The organism is Pseudomonas sp. TE36184 (assembly GCF_054060055.1).
In genome coordinates this window covers 2,719,184-2,735,230 of sequence record NZ_JBSSCU010000001.1, presented here as the reverse complement: position 1 = coordinate 2,735,230, position 16,047 = coordinate 2,719,184, and the positions used below count along the sequence as shown (strand labels likewise).

The following is a 16,047-nucleotide window of genomic DNA, read 5'->3' as shown; positions in this document are numbered from 1 at the left end:
AGGAGTTATGACATGCAATCGCGCCACTTGAAGTTGCTCGCCGCCGCCACATTGACCGCCTGGTCGCTGACCGCCGGTCTTGCCCAGGCTGCCGGTGTTCTCACCATCGGTTGCCGGGAAGACAGCACCACGTTCGATCCGATCAAAAGCGCGCAAAACCGCGACACCTGGGTCTTTGCCAACGTCTACGACACCCTGGTGCGCGTGGACAACCTGGGCACCAAGATGGAGCCGGGGCTGGCTGAAAGCTGGGAGATTTCCAGGGACGGCCTGACGTACACCTTCAAGCTGCGTGCGGCGAAGTTCTCGGATGGCTCGCCGATCACCGCAGAGGATGCGGCGTTCAGCCTGTTGCGCATCCGCGACAACAAGGCCTCGCTGTGGAGCGACCCGTTCAGCCTGATCGACACGGCCAAGGCCGCCGACCCGCAAACCCTGGTGGTAACGCTGAAGACTCCGGCGGTCGCGTTCCTCTCGCAACTGGCGTCGCCGACGGTGTCGATCCTGTCGGAAAAGGCCATGAGCAAAATGGGCGAAGACGCCTACGCGGAAAACCCGGTGACCTCCGGCGCGTTTACCGTGGGCGAATGGCGCAAGGGCGATCGGGTGATCCTGAAGAAAAACCCGAACTTCTGGCAGGCCGGGAACGTCAGCCTGGATGGCGTGGAGTGGGTCTCGGTGACCGACGACAACACGCGCATGCGTATGGTGCAGAACAACGAGCTGGACACGGCGATCTTCGTACCGTTCTCCCGGGTTGAAGAACTGAAGAAAGACAAAAACGTGGTGATCCATTCCGACCCGTCCACCCGCGAAGATCACCTGCTGATCAACCACGAGCACGGCCTGCTGGCCAAGCCGGAAGTACGCCAGGCGCTGGACATGGCCATCGACAAACAATCGCTGGTGAAGACGGCCACTTACGGTCAAGGCACCGTGGCTTATTCCTACATCCCCAAAGGTTCGCTGTACCACTACGCCAACAACCTGCAGCGCCCGTATGACCCGACCGCGGCGAAGAAACTGCTGGCCGACGCCGGCGCCAAGGACTTGAAGCTGAACTACGTGGTCAACGCCGGCAACGAAGCCGACGAGCAGATCGCGGTGATCATCAAGGACCAGTTGGCCAAGGTCGGCGTGACGGCCAACCTGCAGAAAGTCGACCCGACCCAAAGCTGGCAGATGCTGGTGGACGGTGAGTACGATATTTCGGTGATGTACTGGACCAACGACATCCTCGACCCGGACCAGAAGACCACCTTCGTGCTGGGCCACGACACCAACAAGAACTACATGACCCGTTACAGGAACGACAAGGTCAAGGAACTGGTCGCCGCCGCACGCATCGAGGCCGACCCGGCCAAGCGTGAGCAGATGTACGTCGACCTGCAGAAACTGGCGAAACAGGATGTGAACTGGATCGACCTGTACTACAGCCCGTACATCAACATCTCACGCAAGAATGTGAGCAACTTCCTGCAAAACCCATTGGGTCGCTTCACCCTCGAGGAAGTCGTGAAAAACTAAAGAACACCGCTAAATAAATGTGGGAGGGGGCTTGCCCCCGATAGCAGGGTGTCAGTCACTGCATCTGTGACTGACCCACCGCTATCGGGGGCAAGCCCCCTCCCACATGTGTCAGCCGTTACTGCGCGTCGAACGCTTGCCCGTTGATCCCGCTGCTGTCCGGCCCCATCAGGTACAGGTACACCGGCATGATGTCTTCCGGCGCCGGGTTGTCGGCCGGGTTTTCCCCCGGGTACGCCTGGGCCCGCATGCTGGTGCGTGTGGCGCCGGGGTTGATGCTGTTGGCCCGTACTGGCGCAACGGTGTCGAGCTCGTCGGCGAGGGTTTGCATCAGGCCTTCGGTGGCGAATTTCGATACGCCATAGGCACCCCAATACGCCCGGCCCTTGCGCCCGACGCTGCTGGAAGTGAACACCACCGAGGCGTCCTGGGACAGCTTGAGCAGCGGCAACAGCGTGCTGGTCAGCATGAACATCGCGTTGACGTTGATGTGCATCACCCGCATGAAGTTCTCACCGGACAACTGCTCGATCGGCGTGCGTGGGCCGATGATCGAGGCGTTGTGCAGCAGGCCGTCGAGGTGGCCGAATTCCTTTTCGATCATCGCCGCCAGCTCATCGTATTGATGGGGCAGGGCGGTCTCCAGGTTGAACGGGATCACCACCGGTTGCGGGTGGCCGGCGGCTTCGATCTCGTCGTACACCTGGGCCAGGTTGGCTTCGGTCTTGCCCAGCAACAGCACGGTCGCGCCATGGGCGGCATAGGTTTTCGCCGCCGCCGCGCCAATCCCGCGACCGGCACCGGTCACCAGGATGACGCGGCCTTTGAGCAGTTCGGGACGTGCAGAGTAATCAAACATAAATAGCCTCGACAAAATTCACTAGGTGACCAACACCGAGCTGGAAAACACTGAAGATCCCCTGTGGGAGGGGGCTTCATAGGTCAGCAAGACCGGTAGACCATCAGCAACTGCACAGCGCGTTATCCAGCACCTTGCGCAATTCCAGCGGGTGATCCACCACCACATCCGCGCCCCAGTGACGTGGGTTGTCGTCCGGGTGGATGTAGCCATAGGTGACCGCAGCCGTGCGGGTGCCGGCGTCGCGGCCGGACTCGATGTCGCGCAGGTCATCGCCGACGAACAGCACGCAGGCCGGGTCCAGGTTGAGCATCTGGCACGCCAGGATCAGCGGCTCCGGGTGCGGCTTGCTGTTCGTCACGTGGTCTGGGCAGATCAGCAGCGCCGAGCGCTCGGCCAGGCCCAGCTGCTGCATGATCGGCTCGGCAAACCGCAGCGGTTTGTTGGTGACCACGCCCCAGATCAGCTTGGATTTTTCGATGTCTGCCAGCAGCTCGGCCATCCCGTCGAACAACGCGCTGTGGATCGCGCAGCCCTTGAGGTAGCGCTCGAGGAACTCCAGGCGCAGTTCTTCAAAGCCCGGGGATTCCGGGTCCATCGAGAAGGTCACGGCGACCATCGCCCGCGCGCCGCCGGAGATTTCATCGCGGATATGCTGGTCGTTGATCGGCGCCAGGTTACGGTCGGCGCGCATGGCCTGGCAGATGGCGATAAAGTCCGGCGCGGTGTCCAGCAGGGTACCGTCCATATCGAAGAGAACCGCTCGCAACTTCACAGGCTTACTCCTCGCGCAGGGTCTGGATCATGTAGTTGACGTCGACGTCGCTGGCCAGCTTGTAGTGCTTGGTCAGCGGGTTGTAGGTCAGGCCGATGATGTCCTTGACGCTCAGCCCGGCCTGACGGCTCCAGGCGCCCAGCTCGGAAGGGCGGATGAATTTCTTGAAGTCGTGGGTGCCGCGCGGCAGCAGCTTCATGATGTATTCGGCGCCGATGATCGCGAACAGGTAGGCCTTGGGGTTGCGGTTGATCGTGGAGAAGAACACCTGGCCACCGGGCTTGACCATGCGGAAGCAGGCGCGGATCACCGAGGAGGGGTCCGGTACGTGTTCGAGCATTTCCAGGCAGGTGATCACGTCGAACTGCTCGGGCATTTCCTCGGCCAGGGCTTCGGCGGTGATCTGGCGGTATTCGACGTTCACCCCGGATTCCAACTGATGCAACTGGGCCACGGCCAACGGCGCTTCGCCCATGTCGATCCCCAGCACGGTGGCGCCGCGCTGGGCCATGGCTTCGCTGAGGATGCCGCCGCCGCAACCGACGTCCAGCACCTTCTTGCCGGCCAGGTTGATGCGTTCGTCAATCCAGTTGACCCGCAGCGGGTTGATGTCGTGCAGGGGTTTGAACTCGCTTTCGCGGTCCCACCAGCGGTGGGCCAGGGCTTCGAATTTGGCGATTTCGGCGTGGTCGACATTGCTCATGGTGGTTCCTCTAAATCGGATAAATCGGTTTGTCGGCCCTGAACACGGGTTCAGGACCGGCGTTATTCGCGGTGCCCGCTGATGCGCTGGCCCCAGGCAATGGCCATGGCGGTCAACTGTGGTTCATCCATGCGGGTCAACTGCCGGTTGTCGAGCAACTGCTTGCCGGCGACCCAAAGGTGTTTCACGCTATCGCGTCCGGTGGCATATATAAGCTGTGAGACCGGATCGTAGATCGGTTGTTGCGCCAGCCCCGAAAGATCAAAGGCGACGATATCCGCCGCCTTGCCGACCTCCAGCGAGCCAATCTCGCCCTCCAGGCCCATGGCGCGGGCGCCGTTGAGGGTCGCCATGCGCAAGGCACGGTGGGCATCCAGGGCGGTCACCGAACCGGAGACGGCCTTGGCCAGCATCGCGGCGGTACGGGTTTCGCCCAGCAGGTCGAGGTCATTGTTGCTGGCGGCGCCATCGGTACCGATGGCCACATTGACGCCAGCCTGCCACAGACGCTCCACCGGGCAGAAGCCGCTGGCCAGTTTCAGGTTCGATTCCGGGCAATGGATGACGCTGGTGTTGCTTTCTACCAGCAAAGCCAGGTCGTCCTCGCTGATTTGGGTCATGTGAACGGCCTGAAAGCGCGGGCCCAGCAGGCCAAGCCGGCCGAGGCGCGCCAATGGGCGTTCGCCGGTCTGCTCGACAGACTGTTGTACCTCGAACGCGCTCTCGTGCACATGCATATGGATCGCCGCGTCCAGCTCCTCGGCGATCACCCGGATCTTTTCCAGGTTGGCGTCGCTCACGGTGTAGGGCGCGTGGGGGCCGAAGGTGATCTTGATGCGCGGGTGATGCTTGAGGTCGCCGAACAACTCGATGCCCTGGCGAATCGCCTCGTCGGCGCTGCTGGCGCCGGGAATCGGGAAGTCGAGGATCGGAATCGCGATCTGCGCGCGCATCCCGCTGTTGTGGACGCAATCACTGGCGACCTTGGGAAAGAAGTACATGTCCGAGAAGCAAGTAATGCCACCCTTGAGCTGTTCGGCGATGGCCAGGTCGGTGCCGTCGCGCACGAAGGCTTCATCGACCCACTTGGTCTCGGCGGGCCAGATGTGTTTTTCCAGCCAGGTCATCAGCGGCAGGTCATCGGCCAGGCCGCGAAACAGGGTCATTGCCGCGTGGCCGTGGGCGTTGATCAGGCCGGGGCTGAGCAGCATGCCCGGCAGCTCGCGCACTTCACTGGCGGAAAGTTTCAGCGCCGCGGCCCGCGGGCCGATAAAGGCAATGCGCCCATCGCGGATGCCCAGGCCATGCTCCTTGAGCACCACGCCGGCGGGTTCGACAGGTACCAGCCACGTCGGCAGTAGCAATAAGTCGAGCGGGGCGGCAGTGGAGGTCATCGCAGGCTTCTTCCCGGGCAGCAATAAAAGAAGGGCGAAGTATACCCGAGCGTCCTGGCTGGCGGATCGCTATAATCGGCGGCTTTTGTTCATGAGTGCGGGGTGAGGGATGCGCGATCGACTGTTGGCTGCGGAGAAAGTGAAGGCCATCGATTGGCGCGATGGCGCACTGCACCTGCTCGACCAGCGTGTTTTGCCGTCCCGGGAAAGCTGGGTGACCTGCTCCACGGTCGATGAAGTGGCCGCGGCCATACGCTCGATGGTCGTGCGCGGCGCAGCGGCCATCGGCATCAGTGCCGCCTACGGCCTGGTACTCGCCGCCCGCGAACGGATCGCCGAGGGCGATGACTGGCAGGCTGGATGGGAAGAAGACTACGCACTTTTGGCCGATACTCGCCCGACCGGCGCAAACCTGCTCTGGGCCCTCAAACGCATGCGCGACCGCCTGGACCGTCTCAAACAGCACGCCGATCCGCTGGCGGTGCTGGAGGCCGAAGCCATCGCGATCCATGAGAGCGACCGCGAAGCCAACGTCGTCATGGCTCAGTTGGGCGTCGAGCGGATTCGCAAGCACCAGGGCAACGCCCAGGCGATCCTGACCCATGGCAACGCAGGCGCCCTGGCCACAGGAGGTGTCGGCACGGCCCTCGGCGTGATCCGCGCCGCCTTTCTGGAGGGTCTGGTCGAGCAGGTCTACGTCAACGAGACCCGGCCATGGTTGCAAGGTTCGCGGCTGACGGCGTGGGAATTGGCTGGCGAGGGGCTGCCCGTCACGGTCAATGCCGACTCGGCGGGCGCGCATATCCTCAAGACCAAAGGTGTGACCTGGGTGATCGTCGGCGCCGACTGCATTGCGGCCAACGGTGATGTGATCGGCAAGATCGGCACTTATCAATTGGCGGTGTGCGCCATGCACCATGGCGTGCGTTTCATGGTGGTGGCGCCGAGTTCGACCCTGGACCTGATGATGGCCTCCGGCGACGACGTGGCCCTGGAAGAGCGCGCTGCGGGCGAGTTGCTGGACGTCGCCGGGCAGCGTTTTGCTGCGGATGTGAATGCCTTCAATCCGGTGTTTGATGTGACCCCGGCCGACTTGATCGACGTGATCGTGACCGAAAAGGGTATTGTCGAACGGCCTGACACGGCCAAGCTCGCCAAGTTGATGTGCCGTAAACGCCTGCATTGAGGGCTTTGGTGGTTGTTAGATTGCCATCGGGAGCAAGCTCCCTCCCACATTTGACGGTGTTCACAATTTGAGTGTGGCAGGGGGGCTTGCTCCCGATAGGCCTTGAAAGGCCATGGTTTCTTCGGATCTGCCGCGCAAAAACAGCACCACCCCGGCTCTAAGCCCCTCTCGTCGCCCTCAAGCCTGTCATCCGTCAACTTACTATGCTCCATGCCCGTCAGGGGGATAGGTGCGTGGCGGCGATTGTGATAACATCCGGCGGTTTCCAGGGTCGCCCCGAGGGGCTGCCTTTAACGTGCAGATCCGTGTCATAACTCGTTGATTTGTCGTAAGTCGTTGCCAGGCACCATGCCGGCAGCGGCGAGCTTCGTTCGTCCCATATGGATGTGACGAGGTTTCACCCGAAAAAGGAATCAGGCTTCTCATGGGCGAACTGGCCAAAGAAATCCTCCCGGTCAATATCGAAGACGAGCTGAAACAGTCCTACCTCGACTACGCGATGAGCGTAATTGTCGGTCGGGCACTGCCTGATGCGCGCGATGGCTTGAAGCCCGTGCACCGGCGTGTGCTGTTCGCGATGAGCGAGCTGGGTAACGACTGGAACAAGCCGTACAAGAAATCTGCCCGTGTTGTCGGTGACGTGATCGGTAAGTATCACCCTCACGGCGACACTGCGGTGTACGACACCATCGTTCGGATGGCCCAGCCGTTTTCCCTGCGCTACCTGCTGGTAGACGGCCAGGGCAACTTCGGTTCGGTCGACGGCGACAACGCCGCTGCCATGCGATACACCGAAGTCCGCATGACCAAGCTGGCGCACGAGCTGCTGGCCGACCTGCACAAAGAAACCGTGGACTGGGTGCCGAACTACGACGGCACCGAAATGATCCCGGCGGTCATGCCAACCCGTATTCCCAACCTGCTGGTCAACGGCTCCAGCGGTATCGCCGTGGGCATGGCCACCAACATCCCGCCGCACAACCTCGGTGAAGTCATCGACGGTTGCCTGGCCCTCATCGACAACCCCGAGCTGACCGTCGATGAGCTGATGCAATACATCCCAGGCCCGGACTTCCCGACCGCCGCGATCATCAACGGCCGCGCCGGCATCATCGAAGCCTATCGCACCGGCCGTGGCCGCATTTACATGCGCGCCCGCTCGATCATCGAAGACATCGACAAGGTCGGTGGCCGCCAGCAGATCGTCATCACCGAGCTGCCTTACCAGTTGAACAAGGCGCGTCTGATCGAGAAGATCGCCGAGCTGGTCAAGGAGAAGAAGCTCGAAGGCATCACCGAGCTGCGCGACGAGTCCGACAAGGACGGTATGCGCGTCGTGATCGAGCTGCGTCGTGGCGAAGTGCCTGAGGTGATCCTCAACAACCTCTACGCCCAGACCCAGCTGCAAAGCGTGTTCGGTATCAACGTCGTGGCCCTGATCGACGGTCGCCCGCGCATCCTGAACCTCAAGGATCTGCTGGAAGCCTTCGTCCGTCACCGTCGCGAAGTCGTGACCCGCCGCACCGTGTTCGAACTGCGCAAGGCCCGCGAGCGCGGCCACATCCTGGAAGGCCAGGCGGTTGCGCTGTCGAACATCGACCCGGTCATCGCCCTGATCAAGGCTTCGCCGACCCCGTCGGAAGCCAAGGAAGCGCTGATCAAGATGCCGTGGGAATCCAGCGCCGTGGTGGCGATGGTTGAACGCGCCGGCGCCGATTCCTGCCGTCCCGAGACCCTCGACCCGCAATACGGTCTGCGCGACGGCAAGTATTTCCTGTCGCCGGAACAGGCCCAGGCCATCCTCGAACTGCGCCTGCACCGCCTGACCGGTCTGGAGCACGAGAAGCTGCTGGCCGAGTACCAGGAGATCCTCAACCAGATCGGCGAGCTGATCCGCATCCTCAACAGCGCCGTGCGCCTGATGGAAGTGATCCGCGAAGAACTGGAAGTGATTCGCGCCGAATACGGCGACGTGCGCCGCACCGAAATCCTCGATGCGCGTCTCGACCTGACCCTGGGTGACATGATCCCGGAAGAAGAGCGCGTCGTGACCATCTCCCACGGTGGCTATGCCAAGACCCAGCCATTGGCTGCGTACCAGGCCCAGCGTCGTGGCGGTAAAGGCAAATCGGCTACCGGCGTCAAGGATGAGGACTACATCGCTCACCTGCTGGTCGCCAACAGCCACACCACGCTGCTGCTGTTCTCCAGCAAGGGCAAGGTGTACTGGCTGAAAACCTACGAAATCCCGGAAGCCTCCCGTGCCGCCCGTGGGCGTCCGCTGGTCAACCTGCTGCCGCTGGACAGTGATGAGTACATCACCACCATGCTGCCGGTCGATGAATACACCGAAGGTCACTTCATCTTCATGGCCACCGCCAAGGGCACCGTGAAGAAGACCCCGCTGGAATCCTTCAGCCGTCAACGCAGCGTGGGCCTGATCGCCCTGGAGCTGGATGAAGGCGACGTGTTGATCTCCGCAGCCATCACCGATGGCGAGCGTGAAGTCATGCTGTTTTCCGATGGCGGCAAAGTGACGCGCTTCAAAGAATCCGACGTGCGTGCCATGGGTCGTACCGCCCGCGGTGTGCGCGGGATGCGCCTGCCGGAAGGGCAGAAGCTGATTTCCATGTTGATCCCGGAAGAAGGCAGCCAGATCCTCACCGCTTCGGCGCGTGGTTATGGCAAGCGCACCGCCATCAGCGAGTTCCCGGAGTACAAGCGTGGCGGCCAGGGCGTTATCGCCATGGTCAGCAACGACCGCAACGGCCGTCTGGTCGGCGCGGTACAGGTGCTCGATGGCGAGGAGATCATGCTGATTTCCGACCAGGGCACCCTGGTGCGTACCCGTGTCGCTGAAGTATCGAGCCTGGGCCGTAACACCCAGGGCGTGACGCTGATCAAGCTGGCCAACGACGAAACGCTGGTTGGCTTGGAACGCGTCCAGGAACCGTCGGAAGTCGAAGGCGAAGAGCTGGAAGGCGAGGCATTTGACGGCGAGGTGATCGCAACCGGCGATGACAACGTCGACGAGCCGACCCTCGACGCTGCCGCAGACGAAGAAGAACCGCAGGAATAAGCGGACAAACAGGGGGGCGGATGAAGATTCGCCCCTTGTTGTTTGTCACCTTTGAAATATCAATGCTCCCCCTGTAGGAGCGGGCTTGCCCGCGAAAATCGTCAACGATAACGCGTGCATCCTGGATAAACGCGGTGATCTTGCGTTTTTCGCGGGCAAGCCCGCTCCTACAGGCAGCGTTAGCAGTTAATATTCGATTTATTGCACCACCCCCACCAGATCAGAGTGAGATTGGATGTGAGCAAGAGAGCCTATAACTTCTGTGCCGGTCCCGCGGCGCTTCCTGAAGCAGTCCTGCAGCGCGCGCAGGGTGAACTCCTCGATTGGCATGGAAAAGGCCTCTCTGTGATGGAAATGAGCCATCGCAGTGATGAGTTCGTGTCCATCGCCACCAAGGCCGAGCAGGACCTGCGCGACTTGCTGGACATTCCCTCCGACTACAAAGTGCTGTTCCTGCAGGGCGGCGCGAGCCAGCAGTTCGCCCAGGTGCCGCTGAACCTGCTGCCCGAAGACGGCACGGCCGATTACATCGATACCGGTATCTGGTCGCAGAAAGCCATCGAAGAAGCTGCGCGCTACGGCAACGTCAACGTCGCCGGTACCGCCAAGCCTTACGATTACTTCGCGATTCCAGGTCAGAACGAGTGGAAGCTGTCGAAGGACGCGGCCTACGTACACTACGTGGCCAACGAAACCATCGGCGGCCTGGAATTCGACTGGGTGCCGCAAGTGGGTGACGTGCCGTTGGTGTGCGACATGTCTTCGGACATTCTCTCGCGGCCGATCGATGTGTCCAAGTACGGCATGATCTACGCCGGCGCGCAGAAGAACATCGGCCCGAGCGGCATCCTGGTCAACATCGTCCGTGAAGACCTGCTCGGTCGCGCCCGCTCGCTGTGCCCCACCATGCTCAACTACAAGGTCGCGGCCGACAACGGCTCGATGTACAACACGCCGCCAGCGTTTGCCTGGTACCTCTCGGGCCTGGTGTTCGAGTGGCTCAAAGAGCAGGGCGGCGTTGCCGCCATGGGCAAGCTCAACGAAGTGAAGAAGCGCACCCTGTACGACTTCATCGACGCCAGCGGTTTGTACAGCAACCCGATCAACCTGACCGACCGCTCGTGGATGAACGTTCCGTTCCGCCTGGCCGACGACCGTCTGGACAAGCCGTTCCTGGCCGGTGCCGAGGCGCGCGGCCTGCTGAACCTCAAGGGTCACCGTTCGGTGGGCGGCATGCGCGCCTCCATCTACAACGCTGTCGATATCAATGCCATCAACGCGTTGGTGGCCTACATGGCAGAGTTCGAAAAGGAACACGGCTAATGTCTGAGCAAGAACTCAAGGCCCTGCGTGTACGCATTGACAGCCTGGACGAGAAAGTCCTGGAGCTGATCAGTGAGCGCGCGCGCTGTGCCCAGGAAGTGGCGCGGGTGAAGATGGCGTCCCTGGCGGAAGGCGAAGTGCCGGTGTTCTACCGTCCGGAACGTGAAGCTCAGGTGCTCAAGCGCGTGATGGAGCGCAACAAGGGGCCGTTGGGTAACGAAGAGATGGCGCGGTTGTTCCGTGAAATCATGTCTTCCTGCCTGGCGCTCGAGCAGCCGCTGAAAGTGGCTTACCTCGGCCCGGAAGGCACCTTCACCCAGGCGGCAGCGATGAAGCACTTCGGTCACGCGGTGATCAGCAAGCCGATGGCAGCGATCGACGAAGTGTTCCGTGAAGTGGCGGCCGGCGCGGTGAATTTTGGCGTGGTGCCGGTGGAAAACTCCACCGAAGGCGCGGTCAACCACACCCTGGACAGCTTCCTTGAGCACGACATGGTGATCTGCGGCGAAGTCGAGCTGCGCATCCACCACCATTTGCTGGTGGGTGAAAACACCAAGACCGACAGCATCAGCCGTATCTACTCCCACGCCCAGTCCCTGGCCCAGTGCCGCAAGTGGCTGGATGCCCATTACCCGAATGTCGAGCGCGTGGCGGTGTCCAGCAACGCCGAAGCGGCCAAGCGGGTCAAGGGCGAGTGGAACTCGGCGGCGATTGCTGGCGATATGGCGGCGGGCCTGTACGGCCTGACGCGCCTGGCCGAAAAAATCGAAGACCGCCCGGACAACTCCACGCGCTTCTTGATGATCGGCAGCCAGGAAGTGCCGCCGACTGGCGACGACAAGACCTCGATCATCGTCTCCATGAGCAACAAGCCCGGCGCGCTGCATGAACTGCTGGTGCCGTTCCATGACAACGGGATTGACCTGACGCGCATCGAGACTCGTCCTTCGCGCAGCGGTAAATGGACCTACGTGTTTTTTATCGACTTCATCGGCCATCACCGTGATCCGCTGGTCAAAAGCGTGCTCGAGAAAATCAGTCAGGAAGCCGTGGCACTCAAGGTGCTGGGCTCTTACCCGAAAGCGGTTTTGTGAGGCGTTAACATGAGTGGCAACTTCCTCGCCCTGGCGCAGCCGGGCGTGCAACAACTGTCGCCTTACGTTCCAGGCAAGCCTGTGGACGAGCTGGCGCGTGAGTTGAACCTGGACCCGGCGAAGATCGTCAAGCTGGCCAGTAACGAGAACCCTCTGGGTCCAAGCCCCAAGGTGCTGGCGGCGATTCGTGAAGAGCTGGCCGAGCTGACCCGTTATCCGGATGGCAACGGTTTTGCCCTCAAGTCCCTGCTGGCGCAGAAGTGCGGGGTCGAGCTGAATCAGGTGACCCTGGGCAACGGCTCCAACGACATTCTTGAACTGGTCGGTCGTGCCTATCTGGCGCCCGGCCTGAACGCCGTGTTCAGCGAGCACGCGTTTGCGGTCTACCCGATCGTCACCCAGGCCGTCGGTGCCGATGCGCGGGTGATTCCTGCCAAGGACTGGGGTCACGACCTGCCGGCCATGCTGGCGGCGATCGATGCACAGACCCGCGTCGTGTTTATCGCCAACCCGAACAACCCGACCGGCACCTGGTTCGATGCACAGGCACTGAACGACTTCCTACAGGATGTGCCGGAACATGTGCTGGTGGTGCTGGACGAGGCCTACATCGAGTACGCCGAAGGCAGCGACCTGCCCGACGGCCTGGATTTCCTCGCGGCCTACCCGAACCTGCTGGTCTCGCGCACGTTCTCCAAGGCTTATGGCCTGGCGTCGCTGCGCGTCGGCTACGGCCTGTCGACGGCGGTGGTGGCTGATGTGCTCAACCGTGTGCGTCAGCCGTTCAACGTCAACAGCCTTGCCCTGGCGGCGGCCTGCGCAGCGTTGCAGGATGCCGAGTACCTGGAAGAAGGGCGTCGCATCAACGAAAGCGGCATGCTGCAGTTGCAGGCAGGCTTTCGTGAGCTGGGCCTGGGCTGGATTCCGTCCAAGGGCAACTTCATCTGCGTCGATCTCGGCCAAGTGGCGGCCCCGGTGTTCCAGGGCTTGCTGCGCGAAGGCGTGATCGTGCGTCCGGTGGCCAACTACGGCATGCCGAACCACCTGCGCATCACCGTCGGTCTGCCGGCTGAGAACAGCCGCTTCCTGGAGGCGCTGGCCAAGGTTCTGGCCCGTGGTTGATGTCACTGCATTGCAACCTGCTGTGCCTATGATCGGTCGCCTGGTGGTGGTCGGTCTGGGTTTGATCGGTGGTTCCTTCGCCAAGGGCCTGCGCGAGAGCGGGTTGTGTGGCGAAGTGGTCGGCGTGGACCTGGACCCGCAATCGTGCAAGTTGGCGGTTGAGCTGGGTGTCGTCGATCGCTGTGAAACCGACCTGGCGCTAGCATGCCGGGGCGCCGATGTGATCCAGCTCGCCGTGCCGATCCTGGCCATGGAGAAGTTGCTGGCGGTGCTGGCCGGCATGGACCTCGGCCAGGCGATCCTCACCGACGTCGGCAGCGCCAAGGGCAATGTGGTGCGGGCGGCGCAGCAGGCGTTTGGCGAGATGCCCGCGCGTTTTGTGCCGGGCCATCCGATTGCCGGTTCCGAGCAGAGCGGGGTGGAAGCGTCCAATGCGCAGTTGTTCCGTCGGCATAAAGTGATTCTGACGCCGCTGGCACAAACCGACCCGGCGGCCTTGGCCGTGGTCGACCGTCTGTGGCGCGAGCTGGGCGCGGATGTCGAGCATATGCAGGTCGAGCGCCACGACGAAGTGCTGGCGGCGACCAGTCATCTGCCCCATCTGCTGGCGTTCGGATTGGTGGATTCGTTGGCCAAACGCAACGAAAACCTCGAGATTTTCCGCTATGCCGCCGGTGGCTTTCGCGATTTCACGCGGATCGCCGGCAGCGACCCGGTGATGTGGCACGACATCTTCCTCGCCAACCGCGAGGCCGTGTTGCGCACCCTGGACACCTTCCGCAGCGACCTTGACGCCTTGCGCGACGCGGTCGATGCCGGGGATGGCCACCAATTATTGGGCGTGTTTACCCGTGCGCGGGTGGCGCGTGAACATTTCAGCAAGATCCTGGCACGCCGGGCCTACATGGAAACCGCTGTGAACGCCGACGACCTGACTTTCCTCGCCAACCCGGGCGGCCGCTTGAGCGGGCGTATCCGGGTGCCGGGCGACAAGTCGATCTCCCATCGGTCGATCATGCTCGGTTCGTTGGCCGAGGGCGTGACCGAAGTCGAAGGTTTCCTTGAGGGTGAAGATGCCCTGGCGACCTTGCAGGCGTTTCGCGACATGGGCGTGGTGATCGAGGGGCCGCACCACGGGCGCGTGATCATTCATGGTGTCGGGCTTCATGGTTTGAAGCCGGCGCCGGGGCCGATTTATCTCGGTAACTCCGGCACCTCCATGCGCCTGTTGTCCGGCTTGCTCGCCGCGCAGGCCTTCGACAGCGTGCTGACCGGCGATGCTTCGTTGTCCAAGCGCCCGATGAACCGCGTGGCCGAGCCGCTGCGGAAGATGGGCGCGGTGATCGAAACCGGGCCGGAAGGGCGCCCACCGCTGACCATCCGTGGCGGCCATAAGTTGAAAGGCCTGACGTATGTGCTGCCGATGGCCAGTGCGCAGGTCAAATCCTGCCTGCTGCTGGCGGGCCTGTATGCCGAGGGCAAGACGTCCGTCACCGAGCCGGCACCGACCCGCGACCATACCGAGCGCATGCTGCGCGGTTTCGGTTATCCGGTAGAGGTCGTGGGTGCAACGGCGACGGTCGAGTCGGGCCATGCGCTGGTCGCCACCCATATTGAAGTACCGGGGGATATTTCCTCGTCGGCATTTTTCCTGGTGGCGGCGTCAATCGCGGAAGGTTCCGAGCTGTTGCTGGAACATGTCGGCATCAATCCGACGCGCACCGGGGTGATCGATATCCTGCGGCTGATGGGCGCGGATATCAGCCTGGAAAACCCGCGCGAAGTGGGCGGCGAACCGGTGGCCGACCTGCGGGTGCGGGCGGCCGCGTTGAAAGGGATCGAGATCCCCGAAGCGCTGGTGCCGTTGGCAATCGATGAATTTCCTGTGCTGTTTGTGGCTGCTGCCTGCGCTGAAGGGCGAACCGTCCTGCGTGGTGCGCAAGAATTGCGGGTCAAGGAGTCCGACCGTATCCAGGTCATGGCCGACGGTCTGCTCGCCCTTGGCGTGAAGTGTGAACCCACCCCCGATGGGATTATCATTGACGGTGGCCTGATGGGCGGTGGCGAAGTGCATGCCCATGGCGATCACCGGATCGCCATGGCGTTCAGCGTGGCTTCGCTGCGGGCAACGGCGCCGATTCGTATCCGTGACTGCGCCAATGTTGCTACGTCTTTTCCGAACTTTCTTACACTGTGTGCCCAAGTCGGCATCCGTGTTGCCCAAGAGGCTCAATTGTGAATATCAAAGCACCGGTGATTACCATCGACGGGCCAAGCGGCTCGGGCAAAGGCACGATCGCCGGCATCCTGGCCAAGCGCCTGGGCTGGTGCCTGCTGGATTCCGGCGCGCTGTACCGCCTGCTGGCATTTGCCGCCCGCAACCACGGCGTCGACCTCACCAACGAAGAATCCCTGAAGCTGCTGGCGGCGCACCTTGATGTGCAGTTCGTCGCTGCGACGGAAGGTCATCCCCAGCGCATCATCCTGGAAGGGGACGATGTGACCGATGACCTGCGTAACGAACAAGTCGGTTCCTGGGCCTCCCAGGTTGCCGCGCTGCCGGCCGTGCGTGATGCGCTGCTGCAGCGCCAGCGGGCGTTTCAGGAGCCTCCGGGCCTGGTAGCCGATGGCCGCGACATGGGCACGGTGGTATTTCCCGAGGCGCCGCTGAAGATTTTCCTGACCGCCAGCGCCGAGGAGCGGGCGCGTCGCCGCTACTTGCAGTTGAAGGGCAAAGTGGATGGTGTTAGTCTGTCGAGTCTGCTAGATGAGATCCGTGCACGCGACGAGCGTGATACCCAGCGCGCAGTAGCCCCGCTCAAGCCGGCGGCTGATGCCATACAGCTGGATTCAACGGAGTTGTCCATCGAGCAGGTGCTGGAACGCATCTTGAGTGAAATCGCTATTCGCGATATCGCCGGGTGACCAAGAAGTCTGCAGGGGACCAGTCATAGTCCTGCGGTGCTTCTTTTAATTGAAACTAAC

General features: G+C 62.2%; 12 protein-coding genes. 8 read left to right on the top strand and 4 right to left on the bottom strand.

Features of this window, described 5'->3' with window-relative positions:
• Window positions 1-12 precede the first annotated feature (12 nt).
• Window positions 13-1,527, top strand: coding sequence for an ABC transporter substrate-binding protein (locus ACVWZP_RS12035; RefSeq protein ID WP_457369765.1), 1,515 nt, complete (start codon window positions 13-15; stop codon window positions 1,525-1,527).
• A 118-nt stretch (window positions 1,528-1,645) separates the two neighbouring features.
• On the opposite strand, the gene ACVWZP_RS12030 is transcribed toward ACVWZP_RS12035, so the two are convergent.
• From ACVWZP_RS12030 to ACVWZP_RS12015, 4 genes are all read right to left on the bottom strand, one after another.
• The gene (locus tag ACVWZP_RS12030; protein ID WP_017848858.1) at window positions 1,646-2,386 is read right to left on the bottom strand and encodes a YciK family oxidoreductase; all 741 of its coding nucleotides are present in this window, start codon (window positions 2,384-2,386) and stop codon (window positions 1,646-1,648) included.
• 103 nt (window positions 2,387-2,489) lie between these two features.
• Window positions 2,490-3,161 carry an N-acetylmuramic acid 6-phosphate phosphatase MupP gene (gene mupP / locus ACVWZP_RS12025; protein ID WP_457369764.1) on the bottom strand — a complete coding sequence of 224 codons (672 nt, stop codon included), beginning with the start codon at window positions 3,159-3,161 and terminating at the stop codon, window positions 2,490-2,492.
• A gap of 4 nt (window positions 3,162-3,165) precedes the next feature.
• The gene (gene ubiG, locus ACVWZP_RS12020) at window positions 3,166-3,864 is read right to left on the bottom strand and encodes a bifunctional 2-polyprenyl-6-hydroxyphenol methylase/3-demethylubiquinol 3-O-methyltransferase UbiG (protein WP_017848856.1); all 699 of its coding nucleotides are present in this window, start codon (window positions 3,862-3,864) and stop codon (window positions 3,166-3,168) included.
• Window positions 3,865-3,926: 62 nt separating this feature from the next.
• Window positions 3,927-5,258 carry a TRZ/ATZ family hydrolase gene (locus ACVWZP_RS12015; protein ID WP_046384283.1) on the bottom strand — a complete coding sequence of 444 codons (1,332 nt, stop codon included), beginning with the start codon at window positions 5,256-5,258 and terminating at the stop codon, window positions 3,927-3,929.
• 109 nt (window positions 5,259-5,367) lie between these two features.
• Between ACVWZP_RS12015 and mtnA the strand changes: the two genes are divergently transcribed.
• From mtnA to cmk, 7 genes are all read left to right on the top strand, one after another.
• Window positions 5,368-6,444: an S-methyl-5-thioribose-1-phosphate isomerase gene (gene mtnA, locus ACVWZP_RS12010; RefSeq protein WP_104903669.1), complete on the top strand. Its 1,077-nt coding sequence runs from the start codon at window positions 5,368-5,370 to the stop codon at window positions 6,442-6,444.
• A gap of 424 nt (window positions 6,445-6,868) precedes the next feature.
• Window positions 6,869-9,523, top strand: a complete 2,655-nt coding sequence (gene gyrA, locus ACVWZP_RS12005) for a DNA gyrase subunit A (RefSeq protein ID WP_046384281.1) — start codon at window positions 6,869-6,871, stop codon at window positions 9,521-9,523.
• 237 nt (window positions 9,524-9,760) lie between these two features.
• The gene (gene serC / locus ACVWZP_RS12000) at window positions 9,761-10,846 is read left to right on the top strand and encodes a 3-phosphoserine/phosphohydroxythreonine transaminase (RefSeq protein ID WP_026140261.1); all 1,086 of its coding nucleotides are present in this window, start codon (window positions 9,761-9,763) and stop codon (window positions 10,844-10,846) included.
• A complete protein-coding gene (pheA, locus tag ACVWZP_RS11995) occupies window positions 10,846-11,940 on the top strand; it encodes a prephenate dehydratase (protein ID WP_017848851.1) in 1,095 nt (364 codons plus the stop codon). Before serC ends, pheA begins: the two co-directional genes overlap by 1 nt.
• A gap of 9 nt (window positions 11,941-11,949) precedes the next feature.
• Window positions 11,950-13,062: a histidinol-phosphate transaminase gene (gene hisC / locus ACVWZP_RS11990; RefSeq protein WP_017848850.1), complete on the top strand. Its 1,113-nt coding sequence runs from the start codon at window positions 11,950-11,952 to the stop codon at window positions 13,060-13,062.
• A gap of 28 nt (window positions 13,063-13,090) precedes the next feature.
• Window positions 13,091-15,301, top strand: a complete 2,211-nt coding sequence (locus tag ACVWZP_RS11985; protein WP_457370394.1) for a bifunctional prephenate dehydrogenase/3-phosphoshikimate 1-carboxyvinyltransferase — start codon at window positions 13,091-13,093, stop codon at window positions 15,299-15,301.
• Complete coding sequence (gene cmk, locus ACVWZP_RS11980; RefSeq protein ID WP_017848848.1) at window positions 15,298-15,987, top strand: (d)CMP kinase; 690 nt, start codon at window positions 15,298-15,300, stop codon at window positions 15,985-15,987. The genes ACVWZP_RS11985 and cmk overlap by 4 nt, the downstream gene beginning before the upstream one ends.
• Window positions 15,988-16,047 lie beyond the last annotated feature (60 nt).